Here is a 17463-nt window from a genome sequence, read left to right as displayed (position 1 = left end):
CTCTTTACAAGTTAGTCATTTTTACTATTTTCTTCAATTTTCTCCAGTGTCTTTTTAAAATCCATTAAGTTTTTTTGTGCCACAATTTCATTTATTTTCCAATTTTCATTAATTATATGAACGATAGAACGCATAATATCCAAATGAGCCTTCGAATCAATGGCTGCCAGGCAAAATATCAGTTTTACAGGATCATTTTCCTGATTGCCGAAAGCAATTGGGTCTTTTAATGTCATCACACTAAGCCCTAACTTTTGAACACCTTCTTCAGGTCTCGCATGGGCAAGTGCCACGCCTTTGCCGACAACGATATAAGCACCATATTGTTTAACCGCATTAACCATTGCCTCAATATAATTTTGCGTAATATATTTTTCTTTAAGTAGTGGCTGTGCCACTAAGCGGATGCTTTCTTGCCAATCTTTTGGACTCATATTTAGTAAAATATGACTATCCTGTATCACATCACGAATCATACCTAACACTCCAATATAAAGGAATTTTGTCTAACGCTTCGGCTGCGTCAGAAATGCTTTTTATGCCATTGATAAATTTTTCATAAGAACATCAAAATCGGGTTCTCGAATAAGATCATTTACCCCCATGTTCATTACAAAATAACGATAAATTTTTTTAAAAACAGGTTCCCATATATCATATTTTGTTTTCGATATACTGATCAGAAAAACAACTTGTACTTTCTCTGCATTCCAAACAATTTGATTCTCTAATATTGCAATTGCAATGGATGGCTGTTCCATATTATTTTCCAGTGCATGTGGGATTGCAATAAGCCCCCCCAGCTCTGTTGATGCCATACGTTCTCTGTCAAAAATAGATTTTTTTACCTTTTCATCGATATAACCCTCTCGAATCATTCTATTAGTCAGCTTCTCCAAAACCTCAAATTTTGAATACGCTGCTAATTTCGAGAAAAATAAATCGCGTTTAAAAAAGTCATTATATCGTATAGTATCCCCGCCATCACTGCCGGTTGTAATCACCTGATTCAAAACCTCCAAATCTTCTTCTGTAAGAATTGGATCTACTTGAATCACTTTTGTCGAAATAATATTTTTAAGTGGTACTGTTGTAAATATATAATTTACAGTTTGAGCCAGTTCTTCGGTAATGGCATACGATGGACAGATCTTTACGATTTGAAGATATCCGCCAAAGCGGCGCTGCAGCTTACTTTTTAATAGCATTGCCGTTGCCGCTCCGGCTCCACAAACCACAATAGCCGTTTTTTCTTTACAACTATTTCTTTCGAGAGCTGCACCAAAATGAACGGCCAGAAAACCAATTTCATTTTCATTCGTCTTGAGATTTTCTGCTTTTTCCATAACTTTACTGGCCGCAATAGCGATTTCAAAAGCTAATGGATAACTTTTTTTCACGGTCGCTAAAATATCATTTCGAATATTCATATTAAACTTCAAACGATTTACCGCTGCGCCTAAATGAATCGTAAGCCCTGATAATAATTCTTCATCTGCCGAAAAATCAATGCCAATATCACACTTGATCGTCGCCAAGATATTTTCAATAAGGCCCTTATATTCACCCTTATCAGCATTACTGCCATCTTTCATGAATTTTTTACTCGACATAAAATGCTTGGTAAGATAAAAAACTTCGTCGCTAATATCTACACACATTTTTTCTGCTATTTCCTGCGTAATTTCATTCGCAACAACAAAATCAAGGGTCTTACTAAGTTCTTTCATCTCATCGCCACTATATTCAAGGGTATTTTTAATATCAGCCCGTTTTAAAACAATCACGATATGAACAATCAAGCCTCTAAAAGCAGTATCCGTCAAATAAATATTGTACTTTGAAATAACTTTGAGCAAAATACCAGTTACCGTTTCAACTTCTTCTATCGAGAAAACATTGGCATAAAATTTATTATTTTCCAAATCTACCAAATCATCTTTATTGAAAATATACTCTGAGATGCAATGACGAATCTGGGCCTCATCGCCCTCAATTCTTACGCCATTTGATCGATCCGCAACAAGCTGCAGATTAAATCTGGCCAGGCTTTTTTTGATATCTTTCCAGTAAGACTTCAGTGTTGATAAACTAATAAACAATTCGTCAGCAAGTTCCAGCTGATTGACAATTTTTTGATGAAGCGAGAAGGTCAGTAGTTTTGTAATGATAAAAAATATACGATCATTATGATCGGTTGGCACAATTTGATCCGTAACGTAATCCGCTTTTCTGAAATTAAGATGTTGTCCTTTAAACTCCTGATACTTTTTCGCATCCGTTATTTTTAATAAATATCCCAACCCAGTTTCAGATTGAATTACAGCCCCATAATTTTTCAAAAGTGAATTGACTTCTTTCATATCACTACGTACTGTTCTGGAACTTACACCTAATAAAAGCGCTAATTTACTACTATCCAATAATTTTTTACTTGCATCAAATATTTTAATTATTTTCAATATTCTCTTGCTGGATGTATTCATAATGTCTCTCCTTCTTGCTATGTTTGTATTATACAATTCCTTTTTCAGGTTTCCTAGGCATTGTATTTCCGCCCTTGCGGAAATATAATGCCTAAGCACCATGATTAACCTATCTATAAAAATTATGATTTCATGCTTACGCACCAGCATTCATCTCCTTATATATAAAATTCTAAAACAAAACGCTCTCTATGAAAAAGCAGCCATATTTCGACTGTTCCCCAAAGAGAGCGTACCATCTATTAAAAATCTGTCCATTTTTTCACCATGCAGCCGTACCATTTCGCTGAGCTTACACAAGAATTTTATTTTATAAGCAGTGCGAGCTTTTCCATTGCGCCTGAATAATCAACTTGGCTAAAGTCACTTACATTCAACTCAATTAAATAGCCCAAACAAAAAGTATCATACCCGCGTGTCCGGCAGCGATTCATAAATTCATCACGCGTAACCAGTGAATCTGCCTTATAACGATCTTTTAAAACATCACCCTTATGATAAGCACTCAAAATATGTCCCAAATGACGCTGGTCATCCAAATCCCTCTTTTTCTGTCGCTCAAACAAGATATCTAAATCAGCTAATAACCGTATTGTCACAACTTGATAACCATATTTTTCGATTCGTTCCTGCAATGCTGCCTTCTGTTTAATACTAAAAGGATAATCCGAAATGATCGAAATATCATCCTGCATGCATTCTTCCATTTTTTTATAATAATATTGCCAACTCATCGCAATATCATTTTGTTTTTCCGTTTCATTATCAAAACCATATTCATCCCAAAATTTTTCTTTAATTTCATCTGGTGATAAAACAAAAAAACGTTTTTCCAGCTTCAAAATCATACTACATAAATAAGATTTTCCCGTTCCTGGGTATCCAGCTAATAAAACCAAGGTCTTTTTCATTTCATGCTGCTCCTATTCTATAGCAAATAAATTTAAGAGCCACTTCATGAATACATCCATAAACAATATAACAAGTCACATTATATATTGTCAATAGTATTATAATACAAACCAATCGACGCCCTAGCTGCATCTATTATTGCCTACAGTAAAAACCTCCAAAATGAATCTGGTAGAATTCATTTGGAGGTTTTTACATATTTCATAATAGCCCCGATCACTTATTCAAATACATTTTTACAATTGTCACTAGATGTGGTAATTTTTATTCAGTTTCTCACAGCCTCTAACAATTCCTTTAATAATAAACATAACCGCCGTAGCCCCCGGATCTTGCCTGCCAATTGATTTTTCCGCATAATAAGCAGCTCGTCCATGTACTGACTGCATTGTCTTCGTTTTTTCTACACCGATTTCAGCCGCTGCTAAAGCATCTTGCTGCCCTGATTTCATTGACTTACCAGAAATAACTGCCAGTTCTAAAGCTTCTACTGCTGGAATCAAGGCATCCAACATCGTTTTGTCGCCAACCTTACTTTTGCCCCTCACCATAATGCCATCTACTCCAGCTTTCCCCATAGCTGCAAAATCCTGCAAAGTAAGTTCTGTCTTCCCTTTAGCTTTTGGTGCTGCTTTCACAAAACAAGTTGAAAGCAAAGTCCCCATCGTTGATGGAACTGTTGCATTCATTTTCATGCCAAGCTTCATAATTACCTTACCTAAATCTTCATCCTCGATATTATCTATTTCCTTATATATCGCCTGAAAACCAGAACACATGGTTAGCCCCAAATCGCCATCCCCCATTGAACCATCCAATTCAATAAGAAATTGTTTTTCCTCTTCCATAATATCCATGATATTTTTTAAAATAGTTTTTAATCCAGATTTTGTTATTTTTTCCATAACAGTTTCCTCCATTAGCGAGATTGTTCAAAAAATGGTGAATAGCATGGCCTGTCTATATATTTTTTCAATTCATCATCAAGCCTCAATAAACTGACTGACATACCTGCCATTTCCAATGAAGTCGCATATTCTCCGATATATTTACGATAAATTTTAATACCTTTTCCTTGTAAAATCTTATAAACCTGCCGATAGGCAATATATAGTTCTTCTTTAGGAGTTCCGCCTAATCCATTGACCAGCACAGACACTTCACTGCCATCTTCAAATGACAAATCAGAGAGAATCTTATTCGTTATTTCTGCAACAACTTCATCTATTGGCTTTAGCTTCGTACGGTTAATCCCTGGTTCACCATGAATTCCCATACCAATTTCCATTTCATCTTCACCAATACTGAACGTAGCTTTGCCGGCTTCGGGAACAATACAAGGTGTAAGGGCAACTCCCATCGTTCGTGTATTATCAACCGTCTTTTGTGCAACACGTGTTACCTCGGCTAAAGAAAGCATGTCTTCGGCAGCCGCACCAGCAATCTTATAAGCAAATAGCAATCCGGCCACACCACGGCGTTTACTTTCTTTGCCTTTTGGTGCAGAAGCTACATCATCACACCCCAGCACCTCGGTAACTTCAATATCTTCCATTTCCGCAAGGTCTGCCGCCATCCCAAAATTCATGATATCACCACCATAGTTCCCATAAAGATGCAATACACCTGCTCCAGCGTGAATAGCCTTATCGATATCATGCATTACCTCCGCACTCGGTGAGGCAAATACATTTCCCACGCTGACCCCATCTGCCAAGCCCTTGCCTACATACCCTAAAAACAAAGGCAGATGACCCGATCCGCCTCCGGTTGCAATGGCCACCTTTCCTTGTTTTTTTTCATCAGCCCGCACCACACAATGATGATTTTCATTCAACATTTTCAAACTCTCTGGATGAGCTAAAACAATCCCCTCTATCGTTTCTCGAGCGAAATCTTCCGCTTTATTGATGAGTTTTTTCATATCCCATACCTCCAATTTTATAAAAGATACTATATATACGGCATTAAACATTTTATATGGCAATCGTCAGGAATGGGGTATAGGGCTCCGTGGCGTTACGTAGGAAGCAAACGATGCCCTATACCCCATTTCTGGCAGACTGATAGACTGGATGTAATTTCTTTAATGCGTTCTATATAGTATGCTTATTTAGGCAGCAATTGAATTTCTTTTGGGTATTCCCATTTCTGCAGTTCTTCCAGCGGCACAACATGCGGCTCCGTCCCACCGGTCAACGTAAGTGTACGATAATAAATTTCCGCCATTTCTTCTACATAATGGGCCTTTAGCAAGGCTTCTTTTATATCCGCATCAACAGCAATTACGCCATGACTTTCCATTAAAACGACATCAGAAATTTTTAGCTGAGCCACCGTTCTTTCAGCCAATTCCGGCGTTCCTGGTCGTCCATAGTCAGCTACTGGAATATAGCCATTTTTACAGCCAAGGTTAGCAACCTCATAAACAATCGCCGGAATTGGCTTCTTTAGGATGGAAAAAGATGTAGCAAATCTAGAATGTGTATGTGCCACTGCATTTACATCCTGACGCATTTTATATGCGGCCAAATGCATAAGCGTTTCACTCGTCGGTCTAAGACCTGTCTCCGCTTCAATAACCTTAGCATCCAGATCTATCACAACAATATCATGATAACTCAGTTCTGCCCGATCAACCCCCGTTGGTGTAATACATACATATCCAGTTTTAGGATCACGCATACTAAAATTACCGGATCTATGTTTACATAATCCTGAACGATCTGCTTCTAATGCATACTTTACAACTTCTTGTTTTAACTTATCTAACATCTGAATATCCTCCTAAATTATTTTTTATCATCCAACGTTTTATTAATAACTATCATACGTTTAAAGTACCAAACAAAGGCCAATGCTAAAGCTATAATTACAGCAATTCCGGTTACTTCTCCATTAAATGCATGTGCCAAACCCCATCTAAGTTCAGGTGCTTCAAATGCAAGCCAGCCGATAAATTGTCCAGATTGAACTTGCAGCGCATTGGTTGCTATCGCCATTTTTGTCATTACTGGAGCAAAACTGGTCGCAACTAATAGATAAATTGGTGTCGCCATAATCGAAATTAGGATCATTCTAAGTAAATTTCCGTTTCCTGCAATAAGTGCTGGCACTGTAACCGCCACATTAATAATGGAAGCCAGAGGAATTAAATTATTAAGTCCCATTTGACTCATGACAATCGCCAATAATAATTCGACTGGGACAATAATAATTGCAGCAACCCACACTTCAGATTGTCCAGCTATAAACGGCCAATCCAACCCAATATAAAATTCTCTTCCTTTAAATTTGTTTTTCATAAAAGTACTGGCAGCATCAGCGATAGGTGCCAACGCCTGCATAAATAACTTTGCAACCATCGGGAATAAAACCATTGCTGTAGCAACCTGAATAGCTGTTGTCGCAATACCTTTAAAATCATACCCGCCGATTCCAGCAATAAGTGCACCAACAAGCAACCCCATAATACTGTTTTCCCCAAAAATTCCCAGTTTATCTTTTAACCCTTTAGAATCTAAATTAATTTTATTAATTCCGGGAATAAAATCAAGAATACGATTAAATGCACAAAGAACCGGTGTCTGTAAAAACATTGGATGGGTACAAGTGACACCTGGTATTTTAGTGAACTGATATAATTGTTTTTGTATCAAATCTCCATTTAAAAGTTCCAGTATAACTTGAATTCCTGCGGCAATAAAACCAAAAATCAAACTACCGGAAACATACGTTACCATAGAAGCTATAAAAATTTTTCCCCATACATTCCATAAATCTACATTCAAACAATTTGTCCGATTCAAAGCAAGCATAATTAAGTTTATTGCAATCTGAAAAGGAAACATTAAGACAGCATAAGGCCAAGCCCATGCAATCGAAGCAATTGGTGCCCAACCAACATCAATTGCGGTTAGCTGTATCCCCGTCATTTCAACTAATGCTTTCGCTGCTGGACTAATAGCATCAAACATAAAGCCTAAAACTACGTTCATACCTGTAAATGCAATACCCAATGTCACACCCGCAGTTATAGCTTTTTTAACCTTCATGCCCATGCATAGTCCCAGAATGATCATAATTACTGGTAAAAAGATTGCGGCTCCGAGCCCTAATATATAATTCAATATAGCATCCATAATTTTAAGGCACCTCACTTTTTTATCTATAAATTTTAAATATATGTTATAATCAAAATGTGTTTATATTTGATCCGGTATATTTTAGGATCATCCCTCTCTTTTCGAGAGGGCTATTTTTTTATAATTCAATAAAACTCTTTAGTTTTTCCCATTCATCATCCATGCCAATACCTGTCAAGAAAGGAATTCCACTAACTGTCGGTTTATCAAAAATATTTGCGTCATTAGAAACAATGGACACATAGATATCACATTGGTCAATAATGTTTTCCAACGATTTTATGTCTACTGCTTCAATGGCGACATCTAATCCTTCATCTTCACACATACTACTAATTTTGGATGCCACCGTCTGTGATGTAGCAACACCTGAACCACAAGCCACATAAATTCTTTTCATTTTACGTACACTCCTTTTCATCAATTTAAAACTGCATTTAATTTTTCTATTAATCGTTTTTTATCGACAGTATTATACACCTCCAGTAATTTTTCTTTTTGCGAAAAAATAGACATAAGTTTACTTAGCGCATCCAAATGATTTTTGGGGTCTTGTACTGCTAACATAAAAATAAGACTTGCCTCCACATCTTTTCCACTATTCCCCATTTCTTTAAACATAACCGGCTGAGCCAGTTTAGCCACCAATATTGCCTCTTTATAAACATGCTTTGGTGCTGCATGCGGCATCGCCAATTTTACCCCAGGCGTATTCAACCCAGTAGGGAATTCTTTTTCCCTGGCAAGAATAGCTTGTATATAGCTATCCTTAACATATCCCTGCTGCTGTAAAATTGTAGCTAATTCTTTAAGTAGTGTTTCTGCATTGTCTGCTTGATAATTCAGCAAAACAAGCTCTTCATGTAAAAGTGATGCCATCATCTAAAACCTCCTTTTTTTATAAAACTTTTAAATAAACCTCCTGTAACACTTAATATAATTGCAAATTCCATGCCAATCTAGTGCATACACTTTTATCTCATATAATTTATTAGAATTTTCTGTTTTTATGCACTAAATTATTTTATTTCAAAATTGCATAACTTTTATAAAATAGTTTTCAGCAATTTCTGTAGAGATTATGCACTAATCTGAAATAAAATTTGAAATCTTCTGTATTCTATATTAAATTAGAAGAAACGCTACAAGATTTTATTATAAGGAGCCTGTTTTATGAAAAGTTCTGACTTAGTTCTCGATTTTATCGAAAAAAATTGTTCTTATACAACACTGTTTCAATCTTTACAAGATCGCAAGCCACTGGGAATTCAAGCCGAAGATATTCAGCAAGCACTCGGTATCGTCCGTAACAATGCCAGCACTATATTGAACCAGCTGCACAAAAAAGGACAGCTCATCAAAATCAACAGCCGCCCCGTTACATTCATCGCCAAGAAAAATTTTCAAAAGTTTTTTCAAGATCATTCCTCTGAAAGCAAAGAAACCTATACATTAAATGAACTCACTGCTATCTTGCAAGCAAGCTCTTCCAAAGATGACCCTTTCAGTCATCTTTTAGGCAGCAATGGAAGCTTAGCCAATCAAATCAGCCAAGCAAAGGCTGCCATCGTTTATCCACCAGATGGTTTACATACGTTACTTCTTGGAGCTAGTGGTGTTGGTAAAACAACTTTTGCTGCCGCCATGCATGCCTATGGTCTACATGTGCATAAAAAAAAATCCGACGAATTCCCGTTTGTCACGTTCAACTGTGCTGACTATTTTAATAATCCACAACTGTTGCTCTCCCAACTATTTGGCCATACCAAAAACGCTTTTACAGGAGCCAGTCAAGATAAGGTCGGCCTAGTGGAAAAGGCAAATGGCGGCATCCTCTTTCTCGACGAAATTCATCGCTTACCGCCGGATGGTCAAGAAATGTTATTTTATCTAATGGATAAGGGTGAATACAATCGTTTGGGAGAAAGTTCTTCCAGGCGCAAAGCGAATCTTTTAATTATTGCCGCTACAACCGAAAATCCAAATGACAGCTTGCTAACAACGTTCAAACGTCGCATCCCCGTTACAATAAATCTTCCGACATTTAATCAGAAACCGATCTTTGAACGCATTGAAATTGTTGATCATTTTTTTAAGTATGAATCCATAAACTTAAACCGCTCGATAACTCTAGCACCGGAAGTTTTGAAAGCTCTCGCTATTTACACTTTCAAGACTGGCAATATCGGACAGTTGCGCTCCGAAATTAAGTTGCTTTGCGCGAATGCTTTTCTGCAATATCTACAGGATAACCAAACAATCTATATCGATTTTTCTTTACTAAACAAGGATATCAAAGAAGGTATGTTCCATTTAGAAAAATTAGACAGCGAAACAAAACATTATCTTAGCATGTTCTCGGAAAACATCGTGATTTCTCCTGACAAAGAAAAAAATGATTATCCTTTTGAGCTGCTTAACAATGATATTTATGATCAGATGTCAACTAAACTAACAGATTTACGTCGCCAAGGACTTAATAATGATACGATTCACGAAGTATTAAAAAAAGATGTCGACGAATATTTTAGCTGCATTTTAAAAAACATCCACACTACTCAATCCAACATACAGACTCTCTATAAAGTTATTCCGAAAGAAATTGTTGATACTACCGTCAAACTTGTCGAATTTGCTGAACATCAGCTAGCGACAAAGTTTAAAGATAAATTTATCTTCGGCCTTTGTTTTCACATTCATGCCTTATTAAAGCGATTGAATACCAACCCAATTATGCCAACACCACAATTATCCAAAATCCAAGTCGAACATCTCAAGGAATTTCAGGTATCTCAAGCCATCATAAAAAAGCTCGAAAAAATTTTTCATACTTCGATTCCACTTTCTGAACAAGGCTTTTTAGCCTTACTCTTATCCCAAAACAAACTTGACGCAGTAATCAATAACTATATTGGCATTGTTATCATCTGTCACGGTAACTCAACTGCCTCAAGTATTGCTGCCGTTGCCAATACATTATTGAATACAGCTTGGTTAAAAGCTATCGATATGCCGTTGTCAACTGCTATTGACGAAACCTACAAAAAATTTCGCAGTGTTGCCATTTCTGTCCATCGTGGCAGAGGCCTGCTTCTGTTGGTTGATATGGGATCACTTGTTGATTTTGGCAAACGTCTTACAGAAGAAACGGGGATACAAGTCAGCGTGATAGAATCAATTTCCACCCCCTTAGCGCTTGAATTATTACGCAAAGTATTATACAAAACAGATGAATTAGATACCATTTACAACTCTATTCTAAGCAATAAGTTTCTGCCTGTTACCGCCAATCGGAGACTTGCTATCCTTTCGGTTTGCATAACCGGTGAAGGAGCCAGTAAAATGGTAAAAGATATTCTGGAAACTACCCTGCAAAAAAAGTATCGTCAAATTTTTGATATCATCGTCACAAATTATCTTGATGTCAAAAAAGAATATTCCAAACTACAAGCAACACATAATTTCATTGCTGCTATTGGCAATATCGATCCAGAACTTGATATTCCTTATTTCCCAATCGGTCAACTTATGGAAGAATCTGGTCGGAAAAAGTTTTGGGCCTTACTAAATACAAGTTTACCAGCATCACCGCAAGAAAATTTAACCATATTAAAAAGCAACGATATCTATGATAAAGCGTGCTTGCTGTTAGAAAAATATGTAAAGTATATCAACCCCAAAGTTGCAATCAAACACATAAAGACCTTCATCAATGACATACAGTATTCCTCAAAAAATGATGAACAACTGTTGGATTTCACTGTTCATCTTGGTTGTATGCTCGATCGTTGTATTCACAGAGATGCCATTTATTTTGAAAATATTCGTCAGTTCAAGCAAGACCATCTTGTCATTTTTTCAACCATACGTACTGCTATAACTTCGCTGGAAAAAAGCTATGATATACAAATTAATGATGATGAAGTCTGTTATATTATAAAATTAATAGAAGTTCATGCATAATTAATTGTTCACCTGACCAAAATATAAAATAGCCCGCTGCTAAAAAAATACCAATCAAAAAAGCTTTGCAAAATTTTGCAAAGCTTTTTTGATTGGTATAGAAAGCGTTCAGGTTACTTTTTAACCCCAATTACTGCATTAACGATAAAAACATCACCAAATCTTAATAATTAGTTAGCAGCATAAACCTATATCAATAATAATACTATAATGCCACCTAATCATTTAGCCTAAAGTTATTAACAGAGTCCGCATCAATATTTAAACTCGTTGCCTCAATTTGTTCTTTTGCTTGTAATAATAATGTAGTCGCCAAATTTATTTTTTCTTCATTCGCTCTAAAGCTCGGAATACTTATGCTAATCGCCGCAAACGTTTTTCCGCTTGAAATCAAAGGAACGGCAAAGCAGCATAAAAATTCCGTCACTTCTTCAAACTCTTTTGCTATATGCGTTTTACGAATGGTTTTTAGTTGATCTTCTAACACAACAAAATCGGTTACTGTCTTTTTCGTAACGGCTTTTAATCCATCTGGATAAAGCTCTTTTATTTTTTCAATTTCATATTCGCTCAATAAAGCCTTTCCAAGTGCAGTACAATAAGCCGGTATTCGCGTTCCAATATGTGAAACCAACCGAAATCCACTTTCTTTTACTGGGTCTTCACGTAATATATAGACTACATTATTTTCATCTAATATACCCATTTGGCAAGTTTCATTGATTTGAGAAACAATATTCACCATGATTTTTTTTATAAAATCTAATATATATTTATTTTTTGAATAAGACAGCCCTACCGAAAAAGCCGCAATACCAATTTTATATTTTAGCGAACTTTTTTCAAGCGAAACAAACTTACGAATTAACATCGTTTGCATAATAGGGTATAGTGTACTTTTCGGCACAGCACTTGCTTCCGAAAGTTCCGTCAATGTTAACCCTTTTGGTGTAACTGATAAAAACTTTAAAATATCTAATACTCTCTCCGTAGGTTTATGTGCCATATGGACCTCCATTTATTTACTTGTATACCTTAAAAATAAGGCTAAGCAATAGATACATTTATCGATATATTTCTTATATAAACTAAATCGCAATTAATTTTATTGTAACACAGAAAAACACTTCTCTATATATTTTTGTTCAAAACTAAATTGTTAATCAGAATTTATGAATTAATCAGAATTCTCTTGACATTTCGCTAGAATATAGTAATATTTAATTAATATTTCGTATAAACAAATAAGATTTGTATATACGAATAATATGAGTATTCATATTTTCAAATAACGATTGAATTGGAGGAATTATTATGTCAATGAAAACAATTTACGGAGAAGAATCTGCAACTTTATATGATATTCCGACTCATGCAAACGGTCCACGTGGTTCACTACCATTAACCCCATCATTATTAAAAAATTCACCAAGTGGGAATATATTTGGTATGACTTTAAATGCAGGAATGGGCTGGAATCCAGATAAGCTTCTCGGTGACGATATTCTACTGCTGAGCACACAAGGTGGAATTCGCGACAATGATGGTACACCTATTGCGGTAGGTTTACATACTGGTCACTTTGAATTAGGTTTGCAAATGCGCGCGGCGGCCGCAGAAATAAAAAAGTCCGGTGGTGTACCTCATGCTGCCTATGTGACAGATCCATGTGACGGTCGCAGCCAAGGTACAACTGGAATGTTTGATTCCCTGCCTTATCGCAATGATGCGGCAATTGTATTTCGCCGTTTAATTCGGTCCTTGCCAACACGGCAAGCCGTAATTGGGGTAGCAGCATGCGACAAAGGTCTGCCCGCTATGATGATGGCACTGGCAGCTATGCATGATCTACCAACAATTATTGTGCCTGGCGGTTCCACTTTACAGCCAAATGAAGGCGAAGATGCCGGCACCATCCAAACAATTGGCGCCAGATTTTCAAATAATGAAATATCTCTGGAAGATGCATCCCGTCTAGGCTGTAAAGCTTGTGCTTCTGCCGGTGGAGGCTGTCAATTTTTGGGGACAGCCGGAACCTCTCAAGTCATTGCCGAAGCCTTAGGACTGGCATTAACCCACTCTGCATTAGCACCTTCTGGTCAGCCAATATGGGAAGAACTCGCCAAACAATCGGCCCGAGCTTCTTTAGAAATGGCACACCAGAAAATAACAACAAAAGACATTCTCACCGATAAAGCAATCGAAAATGCTATGGTGATTCATGCAGCTTTTGGCGGATCAACAAATTTGCTGCTTCATCTTCCGGCCATTGCCCATGCGGCAAACTGCAAAATTCCAACCGTCACTGATTGGGCAAAAATTAATAAAAAAGTCCCTCGTTTAGTGAGTGTTATGCCAATTGGTCCAGTTAATCATCCTACAGTCTCCGTATTTTTAGCCGGAGGTGTTCCAGAAGTTATGCTTCATTTAAGAAAGCTCGGTCTTTTGCATGAGGATGTTCTGACGGTTACGGGCGAAACCCTTGGCGTAAATCTTGATTGGTGGGAAAAATCCACAAGACGCGCCCAGTGCAAAAAGCGCCTGTTTGACATTGATCATATTGCTGCTGATGAAGTTATTATGAGTCCCAGCCAAGCAAAAGTAAGAGGGCTAACCTCAACTGTTACATTCCCCATAGGCAATATTGCGCCCGAAGGTTCTGTCGTAAAATCAACCGCGATTGATCCATCCGTTATTGATACGGACGGGGTATTCCGGCATACAGGCAAAGCCAAAGTTTTCACATCTGAAAAGAATGCAATTCAAGCGATTAAAACCGGGGGACAAATTCAAGCAGGAGATATTATGATTGTCAGTGGTGTAGGTCCGATGGGAACCGGAATGGAAGAAACGTATCAATTAACCTCTGCACTAAAAAAATTATCTTTTGGCAAACATGTTTCCCTCATTACCGATGCACGTTTTTCTGGTGTTTCAACAGGAGCCTGTTTTGGTCATGTCGGTCCGGAAGCATTGGTCGGTGGTCCAATTGGAAAATTACAAAATAACGACATTATTGAAATTATCATTGATACCCAACGGCTTGAAGGTTCCATTAATTTTATCGGAACGGAGAATAATCCTCTTTCTTATGAAGCTGCAGCCGATGTTTTAGCCGCACGTAAAATCCACGCCGGGCTGCAACCCGACCCTGATCTTCCCGATGACACAAGATTATGGGCAGCTCTTCAATCGGTAAGTGGCGGTACCTGGCGGGGTAGTATTTATGATGTAGATAAAATCATTGAAGTCCTTGCGGCCGGATCAAAAGCATTAGCTGATAAAAAATAAAAATATGCCATAACAGGAGGATTATTATGCCATTATTTATTGTAGCACTGGGTGTAGTACTCTTAATCGTATTAATCTCTGTCTTTAAAATGAATACCTTTGTTTCTCTTTTGATTATCTCTTTTATTGCCTCTTTGGCCTTAGGTGTACCAATGGAAAAAACAGTTTTGACAATTGAATCCGGGATTGGCGGAACACTCGGTCATATTGCTTTAATATTTGGGCTAGGCGCTATGTTAGGCAAATTAATTGCTGACTCGGGCGGAGCAAAACGAATTGCCCTGACTTTAATTCATAAATTTGGTGAAAAACGAATTCAATGGGCTGTTGTAGTTTCCTCATTTATTGTTGGTGTCGCAATGTTCTTTGAAGTAGGTTTAGTTTTATTAATCCCTATCGTTTTTTCGATTGAAAAAGAATTAAAAGTTTCACCATTATATTTAGGTATTCCAATGCTTGCTGCTTTATTAGCAACGCATGCATTCCTGCCACCGCACCCAGGACCGACTGTCATTGCCGGCGAATATGGTGCAGATATTGGAACTGTTTTATTATATGGTATTATTGTTGCCATACCATCCGTGATTTTAGCAGGTCCAGTATTTACAAAATTCGCAAAAAAAATTGTACCAAATGCTTTTACGAAAGACGGTAATATTTCGTCATTGGGTGAACAAAAAGTTTTAAAGTTAGAAGAAACACCTGCCTTTGGCATCAGTTTGTTAACGGCAACATTCCCTGTCATTTTAATGTTACTCGCAACGATACTTTCAATCATAAAAAACACAGCAGGAATGCCCGATAGTTTCTTTTTTAAAGTTGTAAATCTTATCGGAAACCCTTCCACTGCTATGCTTATATCTTTACTCCTTGCATTTTACACAATGGGAATTCGCAGGAATATTCCTATAAAAGAAGTAATGTCGGCTTGTTCATCATCAATCGCTTCCATCGGAATGATGCTTTTAATTATCGGTGGTGGCGGGGCTTTCAAACAAGTTCTTATTGCGGGCGGCGTTGGTGATTATATCGCTCTATTATTTCAAGGAAGCTCCATGTCACCCATTCTGCTTGCCTGGATTGTTGCCGCAATTTTGCGTGTATCGTTAGGTTCAGCAACAGTAGCTGCTCTTTCTACCGCCGGCTTAGTTATTCCCATGCTAGCCGCTTCCCATGTCAACTTGGCATTAGTAACACTAGCCACGGGTGCTGGCAGTGCAATAGCTTCGCATGTAAACGATGCCGGATTTTGGATGGTAAAAGAATATTTCGGTCTAAGTCTAAAAGAAACATTCGCCACCTGGACGTTGCTATCAACAATTGTATCCGTATCTGGTTTGCTATTTATTTTACTATTGAGCTTATTTGTTTAATACACATACAAAATTTAAGGAGGACTAGCTATGTTTAAAGGTATTTATACACCAAGTATTACGATTTTGCACGAGGATGGGACATTCAATTTTCCAGCTATGGAAAAACATATCAATAACTTAATTAAAAATGGCATCAATGGAATTTTGTTTTTCGGCAGTCTCGGCGAATTTTTTGCTTTTTCCCTGAACGAAAAAAAACAAATGATTGATTTTGCCATAAAAGCAGTGAATAAACGAGTATCCGTTATGATTGGCGTCGGTGGAACCATAATGGAAGAGGTAATTGAGCTGACCCAGTACGCTAAAACTTCTGGTGCAGATGCCGCCGTTGCTGTATCGCCGTATTATTTTGGACCGACAGATACGGCTGCTGAAATTTATTTTGGTACAATTGCCGAAAAAGTCGACATACCTATTGTGTTATACAACTTTCCTGCCAGAACAGGCAATGATTTAACACCCGATTTAGTATACAAATTAGCCATGAAATATCCAAATATTGTAGGCATTAAAGATACGGTTGATACTATAAGCCACACCAGAAAATTAATTCAAAAAATAAAACCCGACCGTCCTGATTTTTCAATTTTGTCTGGATTCGACGAATACTATTTGGTGAACCGAATATCAGGTGGTGATGGAGTTTTATGCGGATTAACAAATGTTGATCCGTTATTATTCACCACCTTGCATACAGCTTATGAAAATAAAGATTTTATTACAACTCAAATATGTGCTCAGAAAGTATCGACCCTTATGAAACTCTACGATATAACTGATTTATTTATCACAGGAATCAAAGCCGCTGTGAAAGCAAAAGGACTTGAAATGTCTACCTATACAAAAGCTCCCACCGTACAAGTAACAAATACGCAATATCAAAACATTAAAAACATCCTTACGGAAGCTCATAAACAGCAATAATAAAACTGATGCAATAAAACACATTGTAGTGATAACGAAAAACAGCAAAAAAGGGGCTGTGAAATAATGCCCCTATAAAAACAAAAGAGGATCACTAGCTCGAAAGAGCCGCTGATCCTCTTTTTGTGTTAAAATTTTACATAGCACATGAAAAATTCAAACATACATTATTTTAAAACAAAACAGGCAGTTTTGCCACTGTTTATTTCAGATTATCTGAATATCTGTGATCCCGTGCTGGTTTTTGACCGATTTATGGAGGAAATCGACTTGGAGAAATACCTGAAAAATGTTCCAGCTCACTTTGCTGGACGTATCAGGTATAACCCGACCAGCATGTTGAAAACAATCTTATTCGGATTTATG

Annotated in this window: 15 protein-coding genes; 5 read left to right on the top strand and 10 right to left on the bottom strand. The window is 37.2% G+C overall.

Annotated elements, in window-relative coordinates:
- Positions 1-11: 11 nt before the first annotated feature.
- From BMY14_RS18920 to BMY14_RS18880, 9 genes are all read right to left on the bottom strand, one after another.
- Positions 12-476, bottom strand: coding sequence for a PTS sugar transporter subunit IIA (locus BMY14_RS18920; protein WP_091835378.1), 465 nt, complete (start codon positions 474-476; stop codon positions 12-14).
- Positions 477-536: 60 nt separating this feature from the next.
- Entirely contained in the window at positions 537-2486 is a 1950-nt protein-coding gene (locus BMY14_RS18915; protein ID WP_091835376.1) for a BglG family transcription antiterminator, read from the bottom strand.
- A 305-nt stretch (positions 2487-2791) separates the two neighbouring features.
- Positions 2792-3397, bottom strand: coding sequence for a P-loop nucleotide/nucleoside kinase family protein (locus BMY14_RS18910; RefSeq protein WP_091835373.1), 606 nt, complete (start codon positions 3395-3397; stop codon positions 2792-2794).
- Positions 3398-3646: 249 nt separating this feature from the next.
- Positions 3647-4303 (bottom strand): dihydroxyacetone kinase subunit DhaL, encoded by a 657-nt coding sequence (dhaL, locus tag BMY14_RS18905; protein ID WP_091835371.1) that lies wholly within the window; start codon positions 4301-4303, stop codon positions 3647-3649.
- A 14-nt stretch (positions 4304-4317) separates the two neighbouring features.
- Positions 4318-5322, bottom strand: coding sequence for a dihydroxyacetone kinase subunit DhaK (locus BMY14_RS18900; RefSeq protein WP_091835368.1), 1005 nt, complete (start codon positions 5320-5322; stop codon positions 4318-4320).
- Positions 5323-5507: 185 nt separating this feature from the next.
- On the bottom strand, positions 5508-6173 hold the full coding sequence (locus BMY14_RS18895) for a class II aldolase/adducin family protein (RefSeq protein WP_091835365.1): 666 nt from the start codon (positions 6171-6173) through the stop codon (positions 5508-5510).
- A 17-nt stretch (positions 6174-6190) separates the two neighbouring features.
- Positions 6191-7540, bottom strand: coding sequence for a PTS galactitol transporter subunit IIC (locus BMY14_RS18890; protein ID WP_091835362.1), 1350 nt, complete (start codon positions 7538-7540; stop codon positions 6191-6193).
- Positions 7541-7661: 121 nt separating this feature from the next.
- Positions 7662-7943: a PTS sugar transporter subunit IIB gene (locus tag BMY14_RS18885; RefSeq protein ID WP_091835359.1), complete on the bottom strand. Its 282-nt coding sequence runs from the start codon at positions 7941-7943 to the stop codon at positions 7662-7664.
- Positions 7944-7963: 20 nt separating this feature from the next.
- Entirely contained in the window at positions 7964-8425 is a 462-nt protein-coding gene (locus tag BMY14_RS18880) for a PTS sugar transporter subunit IIA (protein WP_091835356.1), read from the bottom strand.
- A gap of 291 nt (positions 8426-8716) precedes the next feature.
- Here BMY14_RS18880 and BMY14_RS18875 point away from each other — a divergent pair, with 291 nt between their 5' ends.
- Complete coding sequence (locus BMY14_RS18875) at positions 8717-11506, top strand: sigma-54-dependent transcriptional regulator (RefSeq protein ID WP_091835353.1); 2790 nt, start codon at positions 8717-8719, stop codon at positions 11504-11506.
- Positions 11507-11723: 217 nt separating this feature from the next.
- Here BMY14_RS18875 and BMY14_RS18870 read toward each other — a convergent pair whose 3' ends face one another.
- Entirely contained in the window at positions 11724-12512 is a 789-nt protein-coding gene (locus BMY14_RS18870) for an IclR family transcriptional regulator (protein ID WP_091835350.1), read from the bottom strand.
- A 308-nt stretch (positions 12513-12820) separates the two neighbouring features.
- Between BMY14_RS18870 and BMY14_RS18865 the strand changes: the two genes are divergently transcribed.
- The 4 genes from BMY14_RS18865 to BMY14_RS18850 all read left to right on the top strand — a co-directional run.
- Complete coding sequence (locus BMY14_RS18865) at positions 12821-14797, top strand: YjhG/YagF family D-xylonate dehydratase (protein ID WP_091835347.1); 1977 nt, start codon at positions 12821-12823, stop codon at positions 14795-14797.
- 26 nt (positions 14798-14823) lie between these two features.
- Complete coding sequence (locus BMY14_RS18860) at positions 14824-16170, top strand: gluconate:H+ symporter (protein WP_091835343.1); 1347 nt, start codon at positions 14824-14826, stop codon at positions 16168-16170.
- Positions 16171-16200: 30 nt separating this feature from the next.
- Entirely contained in the window at positions 16201-17097 is an 897-nt protein-coding gene (locus BMY14_RS18855; RefSeq protein ID WP_091835340.1) for a dihydrodipicolinate synthase family protein, read from the top strand.
- A 147-nt stretch (positions 17098-17244) separates the two neighbouring features.
- On the top strand, positions 17245-17463 hold a 219-nt coding region (locus BMY14_RS18850; RefSeq protein WP_483878440.1), incomplete at its 3' end, for a transposase.

The sequence above is a fragment of the Propionispira arboris genome, from assembly GCF_900109225.1.
GTDB classification, from domain to species: Bacteria; Bacillota; Negativicutes; order Selenomonadales; family Selenomonadaceae; genus Propionispira; species Propionispira arboris.
Note: the sequence above shows the minus strand (reverse complement) of the source record. Positions and strands in the feature narration are given on the sequence as shown.